This is a genomic window from Stenotrophomonas humi (assembly GCF_001431415.1).
Lineage (GTDB): Bacteria > Pseudomonadota > Gammaproteobacteria > Xanthomonadales > Xanthomonadaceae > Stenotrophomonas > Stenotrophomonas humi.
In genome coordinates this window covers 118,399-143,241 of the sequence record NZ_LDJI01000006.1, presented here as the reverse complement: position 1 = coordinate 143,241, position 24,843 = coordinate 118,399, and the positions used below count along the sequence as shown (strand labels likewise).

The window sequence follows — 24,843 nt, the reverse complement described above, 5'->3', positions numbered from 1 at the left end:
GAGTGCGCGTTGGTTACCACTGCAACGCTGGCAGTGATGGAGGCAACTCTTACGCTTGGCCGCCACTGCAAACGCCGCCAGAAAATTTCTCGCCGTTCTTTCCATAAAAAAACCTGCGCCGATGAAGGCGCAGGTTTCATTGTTGCTGCAAGCCTGCCTGGCAGGTTGTCGCGATCAGCCCTTCAGGCTGGCAATGGCCGCGTTGAGCGTGGCACTCGGACGCATCGCATTGCTGGCCTTGGCCACATCCGGGCGGTAGTAACCGCCGATGTCCACGGCCTTGCCCTGCACGGCGACCAGCTCGTCGACGATCTTCTGTTCGTTGCTGGTCAGCGCTTCGGCCAGCGGTGCGAACCTGGCCTTCAGTGCGGCATCGTCGTTCTGTTCGGCCAGCGCCTGCGCCCAGTACATGGCCAGGTAGAAGTGGCTGCCGCGGTTGTCGATGGTGCCGAGCTTGCGGCCCGGCGAGCGGTCGTTGTCCAGGAACTTGCCATTGGCTTCGTCCAGCGCGTTGGCCAGCACCGCAGCGGCCTTGTTGTCGTAACGCTGGCCCAGGTGCTCCAGCGACGCGGCCAGGGCCAGGAACTCACCCAGCGAATCCCAACGCAGGTAATCCTCTTCGACAAACTGCTGCACGTGCTTCGGAGCCGAACCACCGGCGCCGGTCTCGAACAGGCCACCACCGGCCATCAGCGGCACGATCGACAGCATCTTGGCGCTGGTGCCCAGCTCCAGGATCGGGAACAGGTCGGTGAGGTAGTCACGCAGCACGTTGCCGGTCACCGAGATGGTGTCCTGGCCCTTGCGGATGCGCTCCAGCGACACGGCGGTGGCTTCCACCGGCGACAGGATGCGGATGTCCAGGCCGTTGGTGTCGTGGTCCTTGAGGTAGGCCTCGACCTTGGCAATCACCTGCGCATCGTGGGCACGGGCAGCGTCCAACCAGAACACGGCCGGGGTGCTGCTCAGGCGCGCGCGGGACACGGCCAGCTTCACCCAATCCTGGATCGGCGCATCCTTGGTCTGGCACATGCGCCAGATGTCACCGGCTTCCACGTTGTGCTCGAACACCACGTTGCCGGCGTCGTCGCTCACCTTGACCACGCCATCGGCGGTGATCTGGAAGGTCTTGTCGTGCGAACCGTATTCCTCGGCCTTCTGTGCCATCAGGCCGACGTTCGGCACCGAACCCATGGTGGACGGGTTGAACGCACCGTGCAGTTTGCAGTCGTCGATCACGGCCTGGTAAACGCCGGCGTAGCAACGGTCCGGAATGACGGCCTTGGTGTCCTGCAGCTTGCCTTCGGCGTTCCACATCTTGCCGGAATCACGGATCATCGCCGGCATCGAGGCGTCGACGATCACGTCCGACGGCACGTGCAGGTTGGTGATGCCCTTGTCCGAGTTGACCATGGCCACGGCCGGACGCTTGGCGTACTCGGCGGCGATGTCGGCCTTGATGGCTTCCTGGGTGGCTTCAGGCAGCTGCGGCAGACGCGCGTACAGGTCACCGATGCCGTTGTTGGCATCAAAGCCCACTTCCTTCAGCGCGGCGGCGTGCTTGGCCAGCACGTCCTTGTAGAACTCCTCGACCACGACGCCGAACATGATCGGGTCGGAGACCTTCATCATCGTCGCCTTCAAGTGCAACGAGAACAGCACGCCCTGCGCCTTGGCATCGGCCACCTGCGCATCGATGAAGCTGGCCAGCGCCTTGCGGCTCATCACCGAGGCATCGACGATCTCACCGACCTTCACGGCGGTCTTTTCCTTCAGCACGACGGTCTTGCCGTCGTTCTGGACCAGCTCGATCTTCAGGCTGCCAGCATTGGCGATGGTGGCCGACTTTTCACTGCCGTAGAAATCACCGCCGTCCATGTGCGCGACGTGCGACTTGGAATCGCTGCTCCACGCGCCCATGCGGTGCGGGTGCTTGCGAGCGTAGTTCTTCACCGACAGCGGTGCGCGGCGGTCGGAGTTGCCTTCGCGCAGCACCGGGTTCACCGCGCTGCCCTTGATCTTGTCGTAGCGCGCCTTGATGTCGCGCGAGACGTCGTCGGTGGGCGCGTCCGGGTAGTTCGGCAGGATGAAGCCCTGGTCCTGCAGTTCCTTGATCGCAGCTTTCAGCTGCGGCACCGACGCGGAGACGTTCGGCAGCTTGATGATGTTGGCTTCCGGCTGGGTAGCCAGCGCGCCCAGCTCGGCCAGGTCGTCGCTGATCTTCTGCCCTTCTTCCAGGTAATCCGGGAACTGCGACAGGATGCGGCCGGACAGCGAGATGTCACGGGTTTCGACGCTGATACCGGCAGTGGCGGTATAGGCATCGATGATCGGCAGCAGCGACTGGGTGGCCAGGAACGGAGCTTCGTCGGTGAGCGTGTAGATGATCTTCGGCGTATTCGACATGGGGGCAGGAACTCTCTTGCTGACGGATGCGTTGCGTATGGGACGGGGGAACCGTGCCGTGGTGCGGGCTTCGCTGCGAGGGCAGGCACCCGCCCCCGACGTGGCGACCGCCGTGGGGAAACCTTTGCATTGTCGCGTTTTCAACCGGGTCGGGCAAAAGCACGCCATACGCAATCGTAGGGATGAATCCTGCCTTCGCCCGGTGATCGTGCGCAGGCCTTGTGCTGCCTTGTCCGGCGAGCGGCAGCAGGACGCTGGTCTCAGCTGCAACCGATGTACCTGTCGCAGGACAGACCCCGTTGCTGCGCAATCGGGGCCGAACCCACCCGTTGCGGCGCGTACCCGGCCCCTGCTCGTGGGCTGTGATTCGCCACAGGAACCCCGCGAAGCACGGCTCTGCCTTCAGGTCACCCGGAAACAAAAAAGGCGCAGCCGATTGGCTGCGCCCACGCGTTTGCCGACGGGAGAGAGTCGTCGGCGAACGCCGTGCCTCACTTCACCTCGAACTGCTGCGGCATGCCAGCCGCCTTGCCATCGACAGTAACCTCGGCGGTGTACTTGCCGGCCGGCCAGCCGCTGGGTTTGGTGAACTCGATGTTGGTGGTGCCGGCATCGGTGGTGTTGAGTGATGCGTTCTGCTCACCGGCCACCTGGCCATCCTGATAGGTCAGCTTGGCAGCCACATTGACGTTGCTGGCGGTGCCGCTGGTCTTGACCGAAACAACGATCTTGTCCTTGGCACCCAGGATCGCTACCGGCGCCACCGACTGATCGGCGCCAACGGTATTACCCACCGTCACCGAGGTGACGCTGACGGCGGCCGGTGCGGCCTCCACCATGGGAGCCGGTGCCGGCGTGCTTGCTGCAGGCGGCGGAACGACTTCGGCTTCTTTCTTCTTGCAACCAACCAAAGCGACGGTACCGACCACGGCGATCATCAGGGCACTGCTGAGCGAAGTCTTCTTCATGGATTGCTCCGAAACGGGTTTGGGAATTAACGGCACAACGGCGCAGGGCCTCAGCCTTGGCGCGGCGGAATCTTCAGGACTTGGCCGGGTTTGATCTTGTCCGGGTTGTCGAGGACGTCACGGTTGGCGTCGAAGATCTTCTTCCACGCATTCGCATCACCCAGCAGATGCTTGGCGATCTTGGAAAGGTTGTCGTCTTTCTGCACCGTGTACTGCTGCTCGCCCACGATCTGTTCGGTGCTGGTCACCGTCGCGCTCACATCGGAGAAATCCGCCTTCTGCACGACCTGCTCGGTGCTTGAAACAGTGGAACTGACGTCGGAAAAATCGGCCTTCTTATCGGTACCCATCCAAGCCACTCCGCTTCTTGACTGGCGACCACGATTGCACGTCGCCTGTTAAGGATTCATCGCGCTGGCGTAAAGCCAGCGTGCGGAGACAGCTTCAGTTGGGTTTATTGACGCAGGTCGCGGATTGCGGCCATCGGGCCGGCATGTCCCGGGGTGAAACGGCGCGGGTTGATGTCCAGACCACCACGGCGGGTATAGCGCGCTTCCACGTCCAGCCAGGCCGGAGCACAGCGGCGCATGACTTCCAGGAAGATGCGCTCCACGCATTGTTCGTGGAACTCGGCATGGTCGCGGTAGCTGATCAGATAACGCAGCAGCCCTTCGCGATCGATACGCGGGCCGTGGTAGCGGATGCTGACGCTGGCCCAGTCCGGCTGGCCGGTCACCGGGCAGTTGGACTTGAGCAGCGCCGAGGTCAGGGTCTCGCTGACCACCTCGTCGGCATTGGCGGTCAGATATGCCTCGCGTGGCGGGCCGTAGCAGTCGATGTCCACGTCCAGGTGGTCGATGGTCTCGCCCGGGGCGTTGGCAAACGCTGGCAGGCCGAACTCGACCCGTACATCGGCCCCGGCGCAGGCGGACAGATCAGTGGCGATGCGCTCGCGCACCGCTTCGGCACGGTTGAAGCGGGCGCTGTTGAGCGAATTCAGGTACAGCTTGAGCGACTTGGACTCGACCAGGTTCGGCGAGCTGCCCGGCACCCACAAGGTGGCGGTTTCCACGCAGGGCTTGCCGCGCGCATCCAGCCAGCCCACTTCGTAGGCATGCCAGCGGTCTTCACCCTCAAAGGGCAAGGCATCGCCGGACAGCCCGATCTCGGCGCGCGCGGCGGCACGGGGAATCGGGAAGAGCAGGCTGGCGTCGTACTGGCGCGGGTAGTCGACCTCGCGGCCGAGGCTGGAGTCTTGTGGGGTATTCATTGGCGCCATTGTAAGTGGGCATTGTTGAGCGCCGGATTTATGGGATGCGGCGATCCGCCCTCCCCCGGCGCGGCAACGCAAAGGCCCGCCTTTGCTGGCGGGCCTTTGTTTGTTACAGGCGTTGCCGGCGGTTGCCGGCCAGGGCGATTACTCGGCCTTGGCTTCTTCTGCCTTCGGGATGGTGGCTTCGGTGGTGATGCGCACCTTGACGTCATCGCTGACGTTCGGAGCGTAGGCGCCAATGCCGAACTCGCTGCGCTTGAAGGTGGTGGTGGCGTCAAAGCCCACCGACGGCACCTTCATCATCGGGTGCTCACCGGCACCGTTGATGGTCACGTCCAGCACAACCGGCTTGGTGACGCCCTTGACGGTCAGGTCACCGGTGACGGTGAGCTTGTTGGTACCGGCCGCTTCCACCTTGGTGCTCTTGAACGTGGCGGTCGGGAACTTGGCGGCGTCGAAGAAATCGGCGCTGCGCAGGTGCTCGTCGAACTTCGCGGTGAAGCTGTTCAGGCCGGACAGCGGCAGGGTCACTTCCACGGTCGACTTGGTCACGTCGGCAGCGTCGTACACCAGGGTGCCGTCAGCGTTGCCGAAGTGGGCGGTCGGGTTGGAGAAGCCCAGGTGGTTCCACTGCACCAGCACGTCGGTGTGGGTCGGGTCGAGCTTGTAGGTGCCGGCAGCGACCTGGATGGCGGCCGCTTCCGGCGCGGCCGGGGCAGCCGCAGCGGCTTCGGCCGGAGCAGCAGTTTCAGCCGGAGCGGCGGCCGGGGCAGCAGCCTGGTCGGCCGGCTTGGAGCAGGCGGTGATGGCGGCGGCCAGCGCCAGCGGGAGCAGCAACTTGGACAGATTGGACATGGGACTCTCCTTGAGAATTCGGAAGGGAAACACAGGCAGTTTCAATGGAACCGGCTTCGGCCAATGTGATGGACGGCGCCGGTTGGAGCACTTACGCGATGCGCGCGGCTTCGTCGAAGGACAGACGCGGCAGACGCGGGAAAACACCAGCAGGATCGCCATAGCCCAGATTGACGAGGAAATTGGACTTGATGGCGGTGCCGGCAAAGAACGCTTCATCCACCTTGGCCGCATCGAAACCCGACATCGGGCCGGCATCCAGACCCAGCGTGCGTGCGGCGAGGATCAGATAGGCGCCCTGCAGGGTGCCATTGCGGAAGGCAGCCTCGTGGCGGCTTTCGCGCGGACCGTCGAACCACGACTTGGCGTCGGTATGCGGGAACAGGTACGGCAGCTTCTCGTGGAAATCCTGGTCGAACGCAACGATCACCGTGACCGGTGCAGCCAGGGTCTTGGCCAGATTGCCTTCTGACAGCGCCGGTGCCAGCTTCTGCTTGGCGTCAGCCGATTTGACGAACACAAAGCGGGCCGGGCTCGAGTTGGCCGAGGTCGGGGCCCACTTCAGCAGGTCGTACAACGCGCGCAACTGGCTGTCCTCGACCGGGCGATCCTGGAACGAATTCTGGGTACGGGCGGTGCGGAACAGCTGGTCAAGCGCGGCATCGGTGAAGATGTCGGACATGGAAACTCCGTGATGAGTGGGCTACGGTCGTGGCATTCCCTCGGGAAGCCCCGGACAATGGCGGCGCCAAAGTGCAGAGCGCAGTGTAGGCGCCAGCGACTGTTGCAACACCCAGACTTTTTGAAACGAATTAATGCCATACGCGAAACGATCGACGCTTCCCTGGACGATCACTGACGGCCGCGCCGGCAATGTGCGGCAGGCCGTGGCGTTGGCTTCTGCGCTGCGTCTGGGCGGCCAGCAGCGCCTGCAGTTGCAGCCCCGGGCACCGTGGCGCTGGCTGACGCCGCGCTTGATCCCGGGTGCGACGCAGGGGTTTGGCCAGGCTTTCGCGCAGTTGGCCGGCAGCCCGCCGGGCCTGGCCATCGGCTGCGGCCGCCAGGCCGCCGGGGCATTGCGGTTGCTGGGGCAGCGCGGCACCCGCACGGTACAGATCCTCGACCCGCGTATCGGCGCCCGTTACTGGGACCTGCTGGTTGTGCCCGAACACGACCGCCTGCGCGGCGACAACGTGCTCAGCTTGCTGGGCAGCTTGAATCCGGTCAGCGACGACTGGCTGGCCCTGGGCCGCGCGGCATTCTCCAGTTTCGAACAACTGCCGGGGCCACGCACCGCCCTGCTGGTGGGCGGCCCCACCGACCACGCCCCGTGGCAGGAGCAGGACATGCAGGTGTTGCTGCGACAACTGGCCGCGCGCATCCGTGCCGACGGCGGCAGTGTGCTGGCCACCACCTCGCGACGCACCCCGCGCCCGGTCACCGAGGCACTGCTGCGTGCCTTTGATGATGTGCCGGGTGTGATCTGGAGTGATGGCGGTGACGGCTCCAATCCCTATGCGGGGCTGCTCGGTTGGGCGGACCGCATCATCTGCACCCCCGACTCCGTGAACCTGTTGTCCGAAGCCTGCGCCACGCGGGTGCCGGTCGGTGTGTTGCTGGGTCAGCGCGCGCAGGCCCGGATGGCGCATTTCCAGGCCGCGCTGCGGGCGCGTGGTCGACTGCTTGATGGGCTGGCGGTGTTGGATGCCGGTCCGTCGCAGGCCATCGAGCCACTGCGCGAAACCGAGCGCATTGCCGCCGAGGTCAAGCTGCGCTTGGGGCTGTAGGGACAAAGCGCGGCCAGGGAGCGTTCCCTGGTTGTCTGCCGGACCGTCATTCCCGCATGAATGGAAGTGACGGCACAGAAGCGGAAACAGAACCAGGCGCGGAACAAGAACAAGGGCAATAGCAAAGGCCGAAGCCCTCTACCTAACGATTCCTTTCCATCTCCATGCAAGGATGCGCGCCGATGAAACGCCGCAAAACACTACTGCTCACCGCACTACTGTCCTTGGCGATGCCCGCCTTCGCGCAACCGGTGTGTGCGCCGCGGTATCCACCGCCGACCACCGTTGCAGCAATGTTCGACATGGCCGCCATCACCGCCGATACGCTCGATGCCCTGCCCGACGTGGATGTGGCCATCGCTGCGCGCGGTGGCCAGGACCTGAGCAGATACGGCCTGCGTCACAGCCACCTCGCGTTCCTGGTCCGCAATGACCAGGGCGGCTGGGACGTGGTGCACCTGCTCAACCGCTGCAAGACCGATGCATCGGACCTGTACCGCGAGGGCCTGGTGAACCTGGTAGGTGAAAGCTCGATCACCACCGACCTGCGCGTGGGCATTCCCACCCCGGCGGTGCGCGGCGCGTTGAAAACCATGCTCAATGGCGCCGCGACGCAGGCCCGCGCCCTGCACGAGCCGCGCTACAGCATGCTCGCCTACCCGGGCAGCACCGAATACCAGAACTCCAACCAATGGATACTGGAAGTCGCTGCCGCTGCGATGGTGCAGTCGGCCGGTGGCACTGCGCTGGCGAACCGCACCGCCGCGCTGGATTGGCTCAAGCAGCAGGGTTACACGCCTACCCGCATGCATATCGGCATCGGCAAACGGCTGGGTGCACGCTTCTTCGCCGACAACGTGGCCGTTACCGACCACCCCGCCAGTGAGCGCATTTCCGGCAACTATTCAGTGGTGACGGTGGAGTCGGTATTCGATTTCCTGCATCGCAGTGGTGCACTGGAGCGTGAGCTGTCCATTCCCCATCAAACGCCGGTACCCGCAGTCGCAGCTACGGGCGTGCAACCCCCTGTTCAATGAAAGGAGTCAGACCATGAAACAGTTCCTCCACCACGGCGCCCTGGCACTGGCGCTCACCGCCTGTCTTGGCGTGTCCCTGGCGCCACGCGATGCGCACGCCGGCGAAGGCAACCTCAATGGTTCGGAAATTTCGGTACTGGTGACCAGCGCAAGCGTCGCCATGGTGGTCTCCGGCCCGTTGTTCCTGTCGGCGGCCGGCGTGGGCAAGACCGTCGATGCCTCCAAGGCATCGACCGAGCGCCGGGACGACAAGCGGCGCCGGATCAGCGCTGGCCCGCTGCCGGACATGCAGGTGAAGTCGATCAGCAATACCGCCGAAGGTGGCCGCAGCGTGGCGCTGGAAGATCCGGCCAATGCCGAGAACACCGCCCAGCTGCAGTGGCCGCAGCGTGAGGACAATCCGGCAGCGAACTTCGTTGTGGGCCAGACCGTGGCCTTCACGCCCAGCCCGCAGGGTGCAGGCTGGATGCTGCGCGCCGAGGACGGCGCGGTGCTGACGTTCGTGCCGACGGCCGAGGCAATCGACGAGAGCCGTACCTCGACGTTGTGAGATCACCCGCGAGGCTGATTGCTCCCTTCTTCCCCGGGGAGAAGGTGCCCGCAGGGCTGATGAGGATTCGGGGCGGAAGCCCTCACTGCGGTTTGTCCATGAGACTTCGCACGCCCCCCTCTCCCCAATCCCTCTGCTGCTAGGGGAGAGGGGCTTTGAGATCGCAGAGAGCTCATTGCTCCCTGCTCCCGCCTGCGCGGCGACAACTTGGCAGGACTGCCGGGTTGCATGACCAAGCCGCCCGAAGGGTGAGGCACAGATGTACCGGATACAGGTATCCAAAGGGCGGATCAGGGGGCATTGCGCCCACATCACGGTGCTCACGGAACGCGCTGTTCCCCCGCGTTGACATGCCCAGCGGGCTTGGACAGGTACAATCTCGCCCTGCGCGCCTGCCGGTTCCGGCTTGGCTGCCCTTCTTTCTCTCTTTTTCTGTAGCGCCTTGCGGTGCTGCCAATGCCATTCATGTCTTCGCATCCGTCCATTCGCTTCGCACCGCTTACCCCCACCTCGCTGCTGCTCGCCGTGCTGGCGATGGGTGCCGTCGTGCTCGGCTCGAACGTGCTGGTGCAGTATCCGATCAACGACTGGCTGACCTGGGGTGCCTTCAGTTATCCCATCGCGTTCCTGGTCAGCAATCTGATCAACCGTCGTTTCGGCCCGCAAGCCGCGCGGCGCGTGGCCTGGGCCGGTTTCGCGGTGGCGGTGGTGCTGTCGATCTGGATCGCCACACCGCGTATCGCGGTGGCGTCATGCTCGGCGTTCATCGTCGCGCAGCTGCTCGACATCACCGTGTTCGACCGGCTGCGCGCTGGCAACTGGTGGCGTGCGCCGATGGTGGCCACCACCTGCAGTGCCACCGTGGACACCGCGATTTTCTGGTCCATCGCCTTCGCCGGTTCGTCACTGCCATGGGTCAGCTGGGCACTGGGCGATCTGGCCGTGAAGCTGGCCATCGGTGTCTGCCTGCTGGCACCGTTCCGCGCCCTGTTGTGGAAGATGGCGCCTGCGCGCTGACCCTTCTCAGCGCCGCCTGCGGCGCGGGATGCTCCCCTGACGGCTAGGCATGCTTGCCGGGTTCAAAAGGCAACTCCTTGGCGATGGCCGCCGCGGTGATCGCCGCGCAGGCCGCTTCGATCTCCGGCGTCGGTACGGCCATGCGCGCGCGTCGGTCCAACGTGCAGGACAGTCCGGCATCCAGCAGCGTGGCATGTGCGTCGTGCAGTGCGATCGCGGTGTCGTTGGGCAGCCAACCCGAGGCTGTCAGTGCGGCGATCAGCCGCGGTGTTTCGCGAGGCTCGGACAGTGCCGGGTTCCGCGAGGCGCCAGCCAGCACACCGGTCTGCAGCACGAACTCCAGGTCAACCAGACCACCGGCACCCTGCTTGAGATCCAGCCGCGCCGCATCGCTGCGGTCCAGCTCGGCGCGCATGCGGGCACGCATCTTCAATACGTCGCCAAACAGCGTGTCGTGATCGCGTTCGCGGCCCAGGGTGGCGGTGCGTACCTGCTCGAAATCGGCCAGCAACGACGGATCACCGGCCACGCCGCGTGCGCGCACCAGCGCCTGGTGTTCCCAGGTCCAGGCGCGCTCACGCTGGTATTCGGTGTAACTGGCCAGCGACGACACCAGCGCGCCCTTGCCGCCATCCGGGCGCAGGCGCACGTCGATGTCGTACAGGCGACCGGCAGCAGTGACCGCCGCCAGCAATGCCATCACCTTCTGCGCCAGGCGCGCGAACCAGCGGCCGCTTTCCAGCGGCCGCGGGCCATCGCTGGCCTCGGCTTCGGGCGGATGTGCGTACAGGAACACCAGATCCAGGTCGGAACCGAAGCCCAGTTCCAATCCGCCCAGGCTGCCGTAGCCGATGATTGCAAAACGTCCCCCAGCGACTTCGCCATGCGCGCGGACCATGTCCGCACGCGCCATTTCAAGCACGGTCACCACCACCGCGTCGGCGAGCTGGGCAAGTTGCTGGGTGCAGTCCACCGCACGTTGGCGACCGTCGTGGAAGGCCAACGCCATGCGGAAACTCAGCGCCAGACGCACTTCGTTGAGCGCGCGCAGCGCCACTTCCGGATCATCGATGGCCAGCGCGGTGGCACAGGCGTCGTGCATTTCCTGCGCTTCAGGCATGGGCCCGGCCACACGCGTGTCCAGCAGCTCGTCCAGCAGCAACGGGAACGCGACCAGCCGTTCGGACAACAGCGCACTGCGCGCCAGCACGTTGACCAGACGGGTAAGCGCGCTGGGTTGTTCGTCGAGCAGGGCAAGGTAGCTGGTGCGGCGCAGGATCGCCTGCAGCAGCCCCAGCACCCGGCGCAGCGCCGCGTCCGGTTGCGGTGAGCGGGTGGCGGCCAGCAGCAGGGCCGGCAGCACCCGGTCCAGCCGCGCACGGGCGTTGTCCGACAGCGACTTCACGCCCAGCGACTGGGCAAACTCCCGCAGCGCCTGGTCGGCACCGTTGGCGTCGGCGAACCCGGCCTCGGCCAGCACCTCGGCATTGCCGCTGGCTGGCAGCCCGCGCCAGTAACTGGCCAACGCGTCGGGGGCGGCCTGGCCCTGCCGGGGCGCCAGCAGCGCACCGAATTCAGTGCTCACGCGGTGGCGCTGCTCATCGAGGGCATGCAGCAGCGCATCCCAGTCGGTGTAGCCCAGGCCCAGTGCGATGCGTGCGCGATCCAGCGGATCGGTCGGCAGGCAGTGGGTCTGCGCGTCACGCAGCATCTGCAGGCGGTTTTCCACCCGGCGCAGGAAACGATAGGCGGTGGTCAGGTCATCACCATCGGTGGCAGCCATCTGCCCGGCCTCGACCAGCGCGCGCAGCGCCGGCAGCAGGCGGCGTTCGCGCAGCGCAGCCTCGCGGCCGCCGCGGATCAGCTGCAAGGCCTGTGCAAGGAATTCGATCTCGCGGATACCACCGGGGCCACGCTTGATGTCGTCCAGCCGGTCCTTGCGGGCGACCTCGGCAGTGATGGCCGCCTTCATCTCGCGCAGGCCGTCCAGCGCGGTGAAATCCAGGTAGCGGCGGTAGACGAACGGCCGCAAGGTCTCCAGCCACGCTTCACCGGCGGTGATGTCGCCCGCCACGGCGCGCGCCTTGATCCACGCATAGCGCTCCCAGTCGCGGCCCTCGCGCTGGAAGTACTGGTCCATGCCGGCGAAGGACAGCGCCACCCGCCCGGCCGTACCGAACGGGCGCAGGCGCAGATCGACGCGGTGGCAGAAGCCTTCGGCGGTGGTTTCATCGAGCAGCCGCGCCAGGCGCTGGCCGAGCCGGGCGAAGTACTCCTCCGCGGCCAACGGGCGGGCGCCGTCGGAGGACCAGCCATCCGGTTGTTGAAAGCCGCCACCGTTCGGGTAGGCGTAGACCAGGTCGATGTCGGAGGAGAAGTTCAGCTCGCCGCCGCCCAGCTTGCCCAGTCCAAACACCACCAGCCGCTGGGCTTCGCCTTCGGCATCACGCACCACGCCGTGGCGACTGGCGAATTCCTGCTCCAGCGCGACCAACGCCAGCTGCAGGCAGTCCTCGGCCAGCGCCGTGGCCCCGGCCAGGGTCGCATCGACGTCGTCGGCGCCACTGAGGTCGCGCCAGATCAGCCGGGTGGAGGCCGCCGCGCGATAGCGGCGCAGTTGGGTCGGCCAGGCGCTGGGCTGCAGCGGGTCGAGCTCAGGCGCAGTTACCGGAGCCGGGTCCGGCTGGCCCAGCAATGCCAGCAGCTCCGGCTGCCGGCACAGGGTGTCGATGGCGAAATCGCTGGTCACGGCCAGCTGACGCAGGCCTGCCTCGAAATCGGGGGTCTGCGGCCAGTGTGCCGGGTCCGGCACGGCCAACTTGAGGCGGGCAATGGCCCGGTCGACGACCGGCGCGACAGATTCAGGAAAGGCGGGGGCGGGCAGATTCATGCTGCCGATTCTGGCATCTGGCCATGGCCGCGGTCGCCATGTCCGGCGAACGGGCATTAAAAAAGCCCGCTGACAGCGAACTGTCAGCGGGCTTTGCTCCCTCCCCCACGTCGGGATGCAGGGCGATCCTGCGGGGTGCGCGAACAACTTGCACGCTGCAGTGCAAAACAGTACTTGCCGGTACAAGAGCCCCTGATCAGCAAAGACCATCCCACCAAGGTAGAACACCCGTGTTCACGGTGATCCGCGATAATCGGCCATCCCCACAAGAATTCCTGGTCGTCATGTCTGTCGAACGCATCCTGGACCCGCGCCTGCGCGACCGCATCGTTTCCGCCGAACAAGCGGCAGCTTTCATCCAGCCGGGCGAAACCGTCGCCATGAGCGGTTTCACCGGTTCCGGCTATCCCAAGGCGGTGCCGCTGGCGCTGGCGCAGCGCATCGAGCAGGTGCATGAACAGGGCTTGCCATTCCAGATCAAGTTGCTGACCGGTGCCTCCACCGCACCGGAGCTGGATGGCGCGTTGGCCAAGGCCGACGGCATCGCGATGCGCATGCCGTTCCAGAGTGACCCGGATGCACGCAAGCGCATCAACGAAGGCAAGCTGGATTACATCGACATCCACCTTTCCCACGTCGCGCAGCACGTCTGGTTCGGTTTTTACGGCGACATCGACACCGCGGTGATCGAGGTGTCGGCCATCCGCGAAGATGGCGCGCTGGTGCCGTCCACGTCGGTGGGCAACAACAAGACCTGGCTCGACCTTGCCAAGAAGGTGATCATCGAGGTCAATGAGTGGCAGCCCGAAGGCATCGAGGGCATGCACGACATCTACTACGGCACCGCCTTGCCGCCGCACCGCAAGCCGATCCCGCTGATCCATGCCAACGACCGCATTGGCCAGACCACGCTCAACGTCGATCCGGACAAGATCGTTGCGGTGGTGCGCACCAATGGCCCGGACCGCAACAGCCCGTTCAAGCCGATCGACGATGAAAGCAAGCTCATCGCCGGCCATCTGATCGAGTTCTTCAAGCATGAAATCGGCAAGGGCCGCCTGCCGCCGAACCTGCTGCCGCTGCAGTCGGGCGTGGGCAACATTCCAAATGCGGTGCTTGCCGGTCTGGCCGAAAGCGGCCTGCGCGGGCTGACCTCCTTCACCGAAGTGATCCAGGACGGCATGCTGGATCTGCTCAAGTCCGGCGTGCTGGAGTACGCCTCGTGCACCGGTTTCGCGCTGAGCCCGGAGGCCAACGAGACGTTCAAGCGCGACATCGCGTTCTACCGCGAGCGCATCATCATGCGCACCCAGGAGATCTCCAATCATCCGGAGCTGGTGCGTCGCCTGGGCTGCATCGGCATGAACGGCATGCTGGAAGTGGACCTCTACGGCAACGTCAATTCCACGCACGTGATGGGCAGCCGCATCATGAACGGCATCGGCGGTTCGGGTGACTTCACCCGCAACGGTTTCCTGTCCACCTTCCTGAGCCCGTCCACCGCCAAGAACGGCGCCATCTCCTCGATCGTGCCGATGGTCAGCCACGTGGATCACACCGAACACGACGTGGCGATCATCGTCACCGAGCAGGGCCTAGCCGATCTACGCGGCCTGCCGCCGCGTGCCCGCGCACGCGTCGTGATCGACAACTGCGCGCACCCGGATTTCCGCGACCAGCTCAACGACTACTTCGACCGCGCATGCCGCGACAGCTATGGCAAGCACACGCCGCACCTGTTGCCGGAAGCCTTGTCCTGGCACCAGCGCTACATCGACACCGGCAGCATGAAGGCCTAAAACGCCGGAACGCTGCAAACAGAAAACCCGGCATGATTGCCGGGTTTTTTGTTGCTGCAGAGCGCAGCCGTACGTACTGTGGCGTCGTCGACAGCGCTTGTGCCGAGCATGACTCGGCGTTGACGTTATTGCTGAGTGCCGCCGTGCAGGTAATCCAACGACACCTGCAACAGCGCGCGCAGGCCCACGTCCAGCGCCTTTTCATCGAGCAGGAATTTGGGCGAGTGGTTGCTCGGCGCGGTAGCCGGATCGATGCCCTCCGAGGTGGAACCGACGAAGAAGAACATCGACGGCACCTGCAACGCATACAACGAGAAATCCTCCGAACCCATCTGCAGCGGCGGCTCATAGACGTTGCTGCTGCCCACCACTGCCTGCAGGCTGGGCAGCATGCGTGCGGTCAGCGCCGGGTTGTTGACCGTGGCCGGGTTGCCATCCTTCTCATAGATGTCCGTGGTGGCGGTGGCACCGTGCGCGGCGGCGGTGTGTTCGGCAACGTTGCGCAGGTCGGCGAAGATCTGCTGGCGCATGTCCGGATCGAAGGTGCGGATGGTGCCGACCATCTCCACCGAGTCGGGAATGATGTTGTAACGGATGCCACCCTTGATCGCGCCGAAGGTGACCACAGCCGGCTGCTTGGACAGGTTGGTGCGGCGGCTGACGATGGTCTGCGCGGTGCCGATCAGGTCCGACGCCGCGACAATCGGATCGATGCCGTTCCACGGTGCCGAGCCATGGGTCTGGCGGCCATTGACGGTGATCGAGAAACGATCCGAGGCCGCCATCAGCGGGCCACCGCGCACTGCGATCTGCCCGGCCTGGACGCTGGAGAACACATGCAGGCCGAACACCGCCTCGGGCTTGAAGTCCTTGAACAGGCCTTCCTTGAGCATCAGGTCGGCGCCGCCCTGCTCCGGCGGCGGCGCGCCTTCCTCGGCCGGCTGGAAGATCAGCATGACTTCGCCGGGCAGCGTGTCGCGCATCGCCACCAGCGCATCGGCCACGCCCAGCAGGGTGGCGGTGTGGGCGTCGTGACCGCAGGCATGCATCACCCCCACCTGCTCGCCGCGATACTCGGCCTTGACCTTGGAGGCGAACGGCAGCCCCGTTTGTTCGGTGACCGGCAGCGCGTCCATGTCCGCGCGCAGGGCGATCTTCGGGCCGGGCAAGCCGCCCTTGATGATCGCCACGACGCCATGCACGGCCACGCCGGTCTGCGGCTGCAGGCCCATCGCGCGCAGTCGCTCGGCGACCTTGGCGGCGGTGCGCTCCTCGCGGTTGGACAGCTCCGGGTGCGCATGGAAGTCACGGCGCCAGTCCACCACCTGCTGTTGCAGGCGCTTGGCGGCAGCGGCCACTTCCGGGCGCTGCGCTACGTCTGCGTGGGCAACCAACGGTGACAGCGCGCATAACAGCGCGGACAACAACACGGTCTTGCGGGCCATCGGCAACTCTCCTTGGGACGGGGTGATGCGTTGACTGTAGGCCAGTTGGGAGCGGAGCGGATGTCAGGGGGATGCCTGCGACTGCTGGCGGTAGAGCAAAGCCATGCTCCGCTGGAGCATTGCCGGCAACGCCTCTGCCGAGCATGGCTCGGCACCACGGGCACCTTTCCCCTCTCCCGAACCCCACTAAACCCACGTCAACCAATCCCGCCGTGGAACGTTCATCACTTATCGCGGTCTGAACGCGTGGCCCATCGGTCACGAACCAGTCCGGCACACCCCAGCGGTATCCTCTGTAGCTTCGCCGTTCCACTTCCCCTACCGGTTCCTCAGGAGTTTTCGCATGTCGCGTTTCTGGAAGATTGTGCTGCTGGTCATCGCAGTGCTGCTCGTGGTCGGTATCGGCTACCGGGTGATGGGCGGCGGCAAGCAGAAGGCACCGGCCGCGGAAGCAGGCATGGGACAGGGCAGTGGCGACGGCCGGGACAGCGCCCCGGTGCCGGTCACCGTGGTCACCGCCGAGCGCAAGAACGTGCCGGTCTACGTGACCGCCCAGGGCACCGTGGCCGCCTACAACACCGTGGCGGTGAGCCCGCAGGTGGGCGGAGAGCTGCTGAGCGTGAATTTCCGCGAAGGCCAGCCGGTCAAGAAAGGCGACTTGCTGGCGCAGATTGATCCACGCACCTTCCAGGCCCAGTACGATCAGGCTGTCGCCAGCAAGCGCCAGAACCAGGCCCTGCTGGCAACCGCGCAGTCCAACTTCGAGCGCTCCAATTCACCGGAGTACCGCCAGTTCGTCGCCCAGACCGACCTGACCACGTTGCGCAACCAGGTGGCGCAGTACCAGGCCGCCGTGGCTGCCTCGCAGGCCTCGGCCGACCAGGCCAAGGTGCAGCTGGACTACACCCGCATCCTCTCGCCGATCAGCGGCGTCACCGGCATCCGCGCGGTGGACCCGGGCAACGTGGTCAGTGCCGGCACCCAGATCGTCACCGTGACCCAGCTGCAGCCGGTCTATGTGATGTTCAACCTGCCCGAGCAGCAGCTCGATGCCGTGCGCACCGCGCAGCAGGAAGGCCCGCTGCAGACCTCCACGCTCGACCGTGAAGGCGGTGCGGTGGTCAATGCCGACGGCAAGCTGCAGGTGGTGGACAACCAGATCAGCAGCAACAGCGGCACCTTCCGCCTGCGCGCCGAGTTCCCCAATGCCCAAAGCGCGTTGTGGCCGGGCCAGTTCGTCAACGTGCGCATGCAGCTCAACGAGCTGCCCGACGCGGTGGTAGTGCCGGCCGAAGCCGTGCAACGCAGCAGCTCCAGTGATTTCGTCTACCTGATCAAACCCGACAGCACGGTCACCCTGCGCGATGTGGTGCAGGGCGGTCAGGTCGACGACAGCCACGTGGTCATCAGCAAGGGCCTGCAGGCGGGCGACAAGGTGGTCACCGAAGGCCAGTTCCGGCTCAAGGAAGGCAGCAAGGTCACCCAGCTGGCACCGGGCCAGGCGCCGCCGGAACCCACTGAAGATCAGCTCAAGGCGGCCAGCCAGAAGGGCCGTGGTGGACGGAGTGGCCCGCCGCGCTGACGCGCCGCACGCCACCCCGCCCTCTTCCCCCGCACCAGGAATCGCCCGTGGGCTTCTCGACTATTTTCATCCGCCGTCCGATCGCTACTTCGTTGTTGATGGTCGGCCTGATGCTGCTGGGCATCCTCGGCTACCAACGCCTGCCGGTAGCCGCATTGCCCGAGATCGAAGCCCCCAGCCTGGTGGTGACCACGCAGTACCCCGGTGCCAGCGCGCAGACCATGGCGTCGCTGGTGACCACGCCGCTGGAGCGGCAGCTGGGCCAGATTTCCGGCCTGGACATGATGACCTCCGACTCCTCGGCCGGTCTGTCCAGCATCGTGCTGCAGTTCTCGATGGAACGGGACATCAACACCGCCGCGCAGGATGTGCAGGCCGCGATCCGCCAGGCCACCCTGCCCAGCTCGCTGCCCTACCAACCGGTCTACAACCGGGTAAACCCGGCCGACGCGCCGATCCTCACCCTCAAGCTCGCCTCCGACACGCGACCGCTGCGCGAGGTCAACGACCTGGCCGATTCGGTGCTGGCCCAGCGCATGTCGCAGGTCGACGGCGTGGGCCTGGTGTCCATTGCCGGCAACGTGCGCCCTGCGGTGCGCATCCAGGCCAACCCGGCGCAGTTGGCCAACATGGGCATGACCATGGAGGACCTGCGCAGCGCGCTGACGCAGGCCAACGTCAATGCGCCCAAGGGCTCGCTCAACGGCAAGACGCAGAGCTACACGCTGTCCACCAACGACCAGCTCAGCGACGCGGCCGACTACAACGACATCATCATCCGCTACCAGAACGGCGCGCCGGTGCATCTGCGCGACGTGGCCAAGGTGGTCGATGGCGTGGAGAACGACCAGATCGCCGCGTGGGCCGACGGCAAGCCGGCGGTGCTGCTGGAAGTGCGCCGTCAGCCCGGCGCCAACATCGTCAAGACGGTGGAGAACATCCGCCAGATCCTGCCCAGCCTGCAGGCCATGCTGCCCGCCGACGTGAAGCTGGACGTGTTCTCCGACCGTACCGTCACCATCCGCGCCTCGGTGCATGACGTGCAGTTCACCCTCATCCTCACCATCTGCCTGGTGGTGGCGGTGATCTTCGTGTTCCTGCGCCGCCTGTGGGCCACGGTGATTCCCTCGGTGGCGGTACCGCTTTCGTTGATGGGCACGTTCGGCGTGATGGCATTTGCCGGCATGTCGCTGGACAACCTGTCGCTGATGGCACTGACCGTGGCCACCGGCTTCGTGGTCGACGATGCGATCGTGATGATCGAAAACATCGTGCGTTACATCGAACAAGGCAAGGACGGCCAGGAGGCGGCGGAGGTTGGCTCCAAGGAAATCGGCTTCACCGTGCTGTCGCTGACCGTGTCGCTGGTGGCGGTGTTCCTACCGTTGATCCTGATGCCCGGCGTCACCGGGCGCCTGTTCCATGAATTTGCGTGGGTGCTGACGATCGCGGTGTCGATCTCGATGCTGATCTCACTGACGCTGACACCGATGATGTGCGCCTACCTGCTCAAGCCGGATGCGCTGCCCGAAGGTGACGACGCACACGAGCGTGCGGCCGCCGAAGGCAAGGTCACCGCCTGGTCGCGGCTGGTGCACGCCTACGAGCGCAGCCTGGACTGGGTGCTGCGCCACCAGCCGCTGACGCTGGGCATCGCGCTGGCCTCGGTCGCGCTGACGGTGCTGCTGTACATGGTAATCCCCAAGGGCCTGCTGCCCGACCAGGACACCGGCATGATCACCGGCGTGGTGCTGGCCGACCAGAATGTGGCCTTCGACCAGATGCAGCAGCGCACCCAGGCGGTGGCAGCGGCATTGCAGAAGGACGAAGCGGTGAGCGGCGTGGCCGCCTACATCGGCGCCGGCACCATGAACCCCACGCTCAACCAGGGCCAGCTGAGCATCGTGCTCAAGGACCGTGGCGATCGTGACGGACTGGATGTGCTGCTGCCGCGCCTGCAGGCCGCCGCCGCGCATATCCCGGGCGTGGCGCTGTATCTCAAGCCGGTGCAGGACGTGACCCTGGATACGCGCGTGGCCGCCACCGCCTACCAGTTCTCGTTGTCGGACATGGACAGCAAAGAGCTGGCCGCGCAGACCGAGCGCGTCACCGAGGCACTGCGCCATCTGCCGGAACTGGCCGACGTCGACAACAACCTGGCCAATCACGGCCGCGCCCTGCATGTGGAAGTGGATCGCGACAAGGCGGCCCGCTACGGCGTGCCGATGCAGACCATCGACGACACGCTGTACGACGCGTACGGCCAGCGCCAGATCTCCACCATCTTCACCCAGCTCAACCAGTACCGCGTGGTGCTGGAAGTGGCGCCGGAGTTCCGCAACAGCGATGCGCTGATGAACCAGCTGGCCATTGGCAGCAACGGCAGCGGCACGCTGACCGGCAGCAACGCCACCTCGCTGGGCCAGGTGACATCGAGCAACTCATCCACCGCCACCGGCATCGGCAACAGCAACACCGGCATCGCGCTGGGCGCCGGCGGCAGCATTCCGTTGTCGGCCATCGCCACCGCCATCCCGGGCACCGCGCCGTTGATCGTCAGCCACCAGCAGCAACTGCCGTCGGCCACCATCTCGTTCAATCTGGCACCGGGCTATTCGTTGTCCGAAGGCGTGGATGCGATCAACGCTGCCGTCGCCAAACTGGAACTGCCGCAGCAGATGCAGGCGCAGTTCGTCGGTACCGCCGCGGAGTTCTCCAGCAGCCAGACCGACGTGGTGCTGTTGCTGCTGGCCGCCATCGCGGTGATCTACATCGTGCTGGGTGTGCTGTACGAAAGCTACATCCACCCGTTGACCATCATCTCCACCTTGCCGCCGGCCGGTGTCGGCGCGCTGCTGGCACTGTACCTGTGCGGCATGAGCCTGTCGGTGGACGGCATTGTCGGCATCATCCTGCTGATCGGCATCGTCAAGAAGAACGCGATCATGATGATCGACTTCGCACTCGACGCGCAGCGTTCCGGTGCCAACGCCTACGACGCCATCCGCCGTGCCTGCCTGCTGCGCTTCCGCCCGATCATGATGACCACGGCAGCGGCCATGCTCGGCGCGCTGCCACTGGCGCTGGGCACCGGCATCGGCTCGGAACTGCGGCGGCCACTGGGCGTGGCCATCGTCGGCGGCCTGCTGCTGTCGCAGCTGGTCACGCTGTACACCACGCCGGTGATCTACCTGTATTTCGAGCGCCTGTCCGAATGGGCCGCCAAGCGTCGTGAACAACGCGCGGCCGCACGCCTGCAGACGGCCCGGTAACGCACCGGCATGAATATCTCCGCGCCTTTCATCAAACGCCCCATCGGCATCGGCCTGCTGGCCATCGGCCTGTTCTTCGCCGGACTGGTCTGCTACCTGCGGCTGGGCGTTGCCGCCCTGCCCAACCTGACCATCCCGGTGATCTTCGTGCAGGCGTCGAACATCGGCGCCGACGCCAACACCATGGCCGCAACGGTGACCGCGCCACTGGAACGCCATCTTGGCCAGGTGCCGGGCATCGACACCATGCGTTCGAGCAGCAGCGACGGCCGCAGCATGGTGTTCTTGATGTTCAACACCAGCCGCGACATCGACTCGGCAGCGCAGGACGTGCAGGCCGCGATCAACGCCGCCATGGCCGACCTGCCGGCAGGCATCGGTACACCGACTTACCAGAAAGCCAACCCCAACGACGATCCGGTGATCGCGCTGGCGCTGACATCCGACACCCAGTCGGTGGCCGAGCTGTACAACATGGCGGACTCGCTGCTGGCACAGCGGCTGCGTCAGCTGCCCGGCGTATCCCAGGTGGATATCGCCGGTGCGTCCACACCGGCGGTGCGTATCGACCTCAACCTGCGTGCGATGAACGCGCTAGGGCTGAGCCCGGATGACCTGCGCAATGCGATGCGTGCGGCCAACGTGGCCTCGCCACTGGGCTTTCTGAGCGACGGCAGCAGCCAGACCGCCATCGTGCTCAACGACCAGATCCGCAAGGCGCCGGATTTCGCCAACGTCGCCATCTCCACCCATGACGGTGCGGTGGTGCGGCTGAAGGACATCGCCACCGTCTATGACGGCCAGCAGGACGCCTATCAAGCGGCCTGGTTCAACGGCAAGCGCGGCGTGCTGATGTATGTGTACCTGCGCAGCGGCGCCAACCTGGTGGCCACCGTGGACCGCGTGAAGGACGCCGTCCCCGCGTTGTCCAATTACCTGGACGCCGGCACCACGCTGACGCCCTACTTCGACCGCACCCCGACCATCCGCGCCTCGCTGGCCGAGGTACAGATCACGTTGATGATCAGCCTGGCGATGGTGATCCTGACCATGGCGCTGTTCCTGCGCCGCCTGGCACCGACCTTGATCGCCGCAGTGACGGTACCGCTGTCGCTGGCCGGTGCCGCCGTGGTGATGACCATGCTGGGCTTCACCCTCAACAACCTCACCCTGCTGGCGCTGGTGGTGGCGATTGGTTTTGTCGTTGACGATGCCATCGTGGTGATCGAGAACATCATGCGGCACCTCGACGAGGGCGTGCCACGCAAACAGGCAGCCATGGCCGGTGCGCGCGAGATCGGCTTCACCATCGTCTCGATCACCGCCTCGTTGATCGCGGTGTTCCTGCCGATCATTTTCGCGCAGGGCATGATCGGTGCGTTCTTCCGAGAGTTCACCCTGACCCTGGTGGCGGCGATCGTGGTCTCGGCGATCGTCTCGCTGACGCTGACGCCCGCGCTGTGCGCACGCTTCCTGCAACCGCATTCGGTGCAGGTGAAGCCTTCGCCCATTGGCCCACTGCTGGATCGGATGCATGCCGGCATGCTGCGGTTCTATACGGTGGCACTGGATTTCTCGCTGCGCCATTGCCTGATCCTGTCACTGACACCGTTGCTGTTGATCGTCGCTACCTTCTATCTGGCCGGTTCGGTGAGCAAGGGTTCCTTCCCCGAACAGGACACCGGCCTGGTGTGGGGACGCGCCAGTTCCAGCGCGACGGTGTCGTTCCAGGAAATGAGCGAGCGCCAGCGTCGCCTCAGTGACATGTTCCTGGCCGACCCGGCGGTGAAGATGGTTGGCTCGCGCCTGGGTTCCAGCCGCCAGGGCAGCAGCGCGCAGTTCAACATCGAGTTGCGCACGCAGCAGGAAGGCCGCAAGGAGCCGACCAATGTCGTTGTCACCCGCCTCAGTGCCAAAGCCGCGCAGTTCCCGGATCTGGATGTCCGCCTGCGTGCCATCCAGGATCTGCCCTCCGATGGCGGCGGTGGTGGCTCGCAGGGCGCGCAGAACCGCGTGACCCTGCAGGGCAACGATGCCGGGCAACTGGCCGAATGGCTGCCCAGACTGGTGGAAGTGCTCAAGCAGAATCCCAAGCTGCGTGACGTGGGCTCGGACGTGGACAAGGGCGGCCTGATGCAGAAGATCGTCATCGACCGCGACAAGGCCTCGCGCCTGGGCGTCAGCATCGGCGCCATCGACGGTGCGCTGTACGGCGCCTTCGGCCAACGCCAGATCTCCACCATCTACGCCGACCTCAACCAGTATGGCGTTGTGGTCAATGCATTGCCCGGGCAGACCGCCAGCCCGGCCGCCATCGAAGACCTGTACGTGCGCTCCAGCAGCGGGCAGATGATTCCGCTCACCGCCATCGCGCATCAGGAACCGGGGCTGGCACCGTCACAGGTGACGCACCAGAACCAGTACACGGTGATGGACCTGAGCTACAACCTGGCGCCGGGCGTCAGCAGCGGAGAAGGCGATGCCATCGTGCAGGCGGCGATCAACGGCCTGCGCATGCCCGGTGACATCCGCCAGGCCGAGCGTGGTGGTTTCGGCCGTGCCATGGACCCGAGCGCGATGCTGATGCTGGTCATCGCCGCCATCGCCACGGTCTACATCGTGCTGGGCATGCTGTACGAAAACCTGGTGCACCCGGTCACCATCCTGTCGACACTGCCAGCGGCGGGCATGGGTGCATTGCTGGCGTTGTGGATGACCAACACCGATCTATCGGTGATCTCGATGATTGCGCTGGTATTGCTGATCGGCATCGTCAAGAAGAACGCGATCATGATGATCGACTTCGCGCTGGTGGCGCAGCGCGAACATGGCAAGTCGCCGGCGGATGCTGTACGCGAGGCCTGCATCGTACGTTTCCGTCCGATCATGATGACCACGATGGTGGCCATTCTCGCGGCACTGCCGCTGGCCATCGGCCTGGGCGAAGGTTCGGAGCTGCGCCGCCCGCTCGGCATCGCGATGATCGGCGGCCTGCTGATCTCGCAAAGCCTGACCTTGTTGAGCACGCCGGCGCTGTACGTGATCTTCTCGTGCCTGCAGCAGCACTGGCGCAGTTGGCGTGGCCGGCGCAAGGAACGCAAACGTCTGCGCAAGCTGGCGCAGGCCTGAGCGCGCTCAACGGCGGATCGGCAGCCCGGGTGGCCGCGAGCACACCCGGGTTTCCATGGTCAGGACAGATCGGCTTCGGTCATCACCAAGGCGCAAAGCTGACGATCAACGCCAGCGCGATCACCAACGCGCCGATGATGATGATTCCGCGTTTGGAAAGAATGCGATTGCGCTTCATGGCCGACTCCCTTCATCGTGGATGCGTCACCAGCACAATGCGCGCGGCGCTGTTAAGAAGCAGCATCAGCGTGTGAAAGCCGGGCAATCCGACCACGTCCTTGCAGCAGCGGGGCAAGCCGACGACGCCCTTACCGACTCTGCGCCTCCCGTTGTTACCCGCGGACCTGCTCAACCTGTTTCTGCAGAAAAAGAGCCAGAGCGCAAAACCCACTCTGGCCCCGGCCCCTTACTTCTCGCGGCATTGCCGCGGCACCATTCGACCGACCGTATAGGTCAGCTCGCTACCCTTGCCGCGCAAGCTGTGCATCGGTGTTCCATAGGCAAAGCCAGAACCGGTGACCTGCTCAGGCAGCTCCACCGTGCTGCCATCGGGCTGCACGACCCGCGCCACATTCCCGGCATAGACAACGGTCAGATCCGGCCCGCCTTCGCAGCTGTAACTGACCCGACGTTCGGTGACCGCCCCGTCTGACGGCTGCGTGGCGCAGCCGACCAACGAGGCCGCTACCAGACCCATAAGCAACATTTTCACGTATGCATCCCTCCGCTCAAGTGCAACTGGCTTGATCCTGTTGATACGGTACGGGCACACCCGACGTCCGATTCGGCGTCAGCCTGCCTCCGTTCTGGTGAAACCTCTGTGAGTCCTGGCC

Annotated in this window: 17 protein-coding genes; 8 read left to right on the top strand and 9 right to left on the bottom strand. The window is 65.4% G+C overall.

Features of this window, described 5'->3' with window-relative positions; translation table 11 throughout:
• Positions 1-174: 174 nt before the first annotated feature.
• The 6 genes from ABB26_RS03285 to ABB26_RS03260 all read right to left on the bottom strand — a co-directional run bounded on the left by ABB26_RS03285 (position 175) and on the right by ABB26_RS03260 (position 6,184).
• The gene (locus ABB26_RS03285) at positions 175-2,406 is read right to left on the bottom strand and encodes an NADP-dependent isocitrate dehydrogenase (protein WP_057632149.1); all 2,232 of its coding nucleotides are present in this window, start codon (positions 2,404-2,406) and stop codon (positions 175-177) included.
• A 491-nt stretch (positions 2,407-2,897) separates the two neighbouring features.
• Positions 2,898-3,374 carry a hypothetical protein gene (locus ABB26_RS03280; protein ID WP_057632148.1) on the bottom strand — a complete coding sequence of 159 codons (477 nt, stop codon included), beginning with the start codon at positions 3,372-3,374 and terminating at the stop codon, positions 2,898-2,900.
• 50 nt (positions 3,375-3,424) lie between these two features.
• Positions 3,425-3,724, bottom strand: a complete 300-nt coding sequence (locus tag ABB26_RS03275; RefSeq protein WP_057632147.1) for a LysM peptidoglycan-binding domain-containing protein — start codon at positions 3,722-3,724, stop codon at positions 3,425-3,427.
• Between the two features lie 104 nt (positions 3,725-3,828).
• Positions 3,829-4,644 carry an NADPH-dependent 7-cyano-7-deazaguanine reductase QueF gene (queF, locus tag ABB26_RS03270; protein ID WP_057632146.1) on the bottom strand — a complete coding sequence of 272 codons (816 nt, stop codon included), beginning with the start codon at positions 4,642-4,644 and terminating at the stop codon, positions 3,829-3,831.
• 147 nt (positions 4,645-4,791) lie between these two features.
• A complete protein-coding gene (locus ABB26_RS03265) occupies positions 4,792-5,502 on the bottom strand; it encodes a YceI family protein (RefSeq protein WP_083490662.1) in 711 nt (236 codons plus the stop codon).
• Between the two features lie 91 nt (positions 5,503-5,593).
• Positions 5,594-6,184, bottom strand: a complete 591-nt coding sequence (locus tag ABB26_RS03260; protein WP_057632145.1) for a malonic semialdehyde reductase — start codon at positions 6,182-6,184, stop codon at positions 5,594-5,596.
• A gap of 133 nt (positions 6,185-6,317) precedes the next feature.
• Between ABB26_RS03260 and ABB26_RS03255 the strand changes: the two genes are divergently transcribed.
• The 4 genes from ABB26_RS03255 (at position 6,318) to ABB26_RS03240 (ending at position 9,893) form a co-directional block, all read left to right on the top strand.
• Entirely contained in the window at positions 6,318-7,289 is a 972-nt protein-coding gene (locus ABB26_RS03255; RefSeq protein ID WP_057632144.1) for a mitochondrial fission ELM1 family protein, read from the top strand.
• A 182-nt stretch (positions 7,290-7,471) separates the two neighbouring features.
• Positions 7,472-8,326 (top strand): DUF2145 domain-containing protein, encoded by an 855-nt coding sequence (locus ABB26_RS03250; RefSeq protein ID WP_425477236.1) that lies wholly within the window; start codon positions 7,472-7,474, stop codon positions 8,324-8,326.
• Positions 8,327-8,339: 13 nt separating this feature from the next.
• Positions 8,340-8,876, top strand: a complete 537-nt coding sequence (locus tag ABB26_RS03245) for a hypothetical protein (RefSeq protein ID WP_057632142.1) — start codon at positions 8,340-8,342, stop codon at positions 8,874-8,876.
• 465 nt (positions 8,877-9,341) lie between these two features.
• Positions 9,342-9,893, top strand: a complete 552-nt coding sequence (locus tag ABB26_RS03240; RefSeq protein ID WP_211261935.1) for a queuosine precursor transporter — start codon at positions 9,342-9,344, stop codon at positions 9,891-9,893.
• A gap of 43 nt (positions 9,894-9,936) precedes the next feature.
• Here ABB26_RS03240 and glnE read toward each other — a convergent pair whose 3' ends face one another.
• Complete coding sequence (gene glnE / locus ABB26_RS03235) at positions 9,937-12,783, bottom strand: bifunctional [glutamate--ammonia ligase]-adenylyl-L-tyrosine phosphorylase/[glutamate--ammonia-ligase] adenylyltransferase (RefSeq protein WP_057632140.1); 2,847 nt, start codon at positions 12,781-12,783, stop codon at positions 9,937-9,939.
• 284 nt (positions 12,784-13,067) lie between these two features.
• On the opposite strand from glnE, the gene scpC reads away from it, so the two are divergent.
• On the top strand, positions 13,068-14,582 hold the full coding sequence (gene scpC, locus ABB26_RS03230) for a succinyl-CoA:acetate CoA-transferase ScpC (RefSeq protein WP_057632139.1): 1,515 nt from the start codon (positions 13,068-13,070) through the stop codon (positions 14,580-14,582).
• A gap of 125 nt (positions 14,583-14,707) precedes the next feature.
• Here scpC and ABB26_RS03225 read toward each other — a convergent pair whose 3' ends face one another.
• The gene (locus ABB26_RS03225) at positions 14,708-16,027 is read right to left on the bottom strand and encodes an amidohydrolase (RefSeq protein WP_057632138.1); all 1,320 of its coding nucleotides are present in this window, start codon (positions 16,025-16,027) and stop codon (positions 14,708-14,710) included.
• A gap of 343 nt (positions 16,028-16,370) precedes the next feature.
• On the opposite strand from ABB26_RS03225, the gene ABB26_RS03220 reads away from it, so the two are divergent.
• The 3 genes from ABB26_RS03220 to ABB26_RS03210 are packed head-to-tail and all read left to right on the top strand — an operon-like array spanning position 16,371 to position 24,010.
• Positions 16,371-17,609 carry an efflux RND transporter periplasmic adaptor subunit gene (locus ABB26_RS03220; protein WP_057632137.1) on the top strand — a complete coding sequence of 413 codons (1,239 nt, stop codon included), beginning with the start codon at positions 16,371-16,373 and terminating at the stop codon, positions 17,607-17,609.
• A 47-nt stretch (positions 17,610-17,656) separates the two neighbouring features.
• The gene (locus ABB26_RS03215; protein ID WP_057632136.1) at positions 17,657-20,881 is read left to right on the top strand and encodes an efflux RND transporter permease subunit; all 3,225 of its coding nucleotides are present in this window, start codon (positions 17,657-17,659) and stop codon (positions 20,879-20,881) included.
• A 9-nt stretch (positions 20,882-20,890) separates the two neighbouring features.
• Complete coding sequence (locus tag ABB26_RS03210) at positions 20,891-24,010, top strand: efflux RND transporter permease subunit (RefSeq protein ID WP_057632135.1); 3,120 nt, start codon at positions 20,891-20,893, stop codon at positions 24,008-24,010.
• Between the two features lie 406 nt (positions 24,011-24,416).
• Here the strand turns inward: ABB26_RS03210 and ABB26_RS03205 are convergent, their stop codons facing one another.
• On the bottom strand, positions 24,417-24,716 hold the full coding sequence (locus ABB26_RS03205; RefSeq protein WP_083490661.1) for an MliC family protein: 300 nt from the start codon (positions 24,714-24,716) through the stop codon (positions 24,417-24,419).
• Between the last annotated feature and the right edge of the window lie 127 nt (positions 24,717-24,843).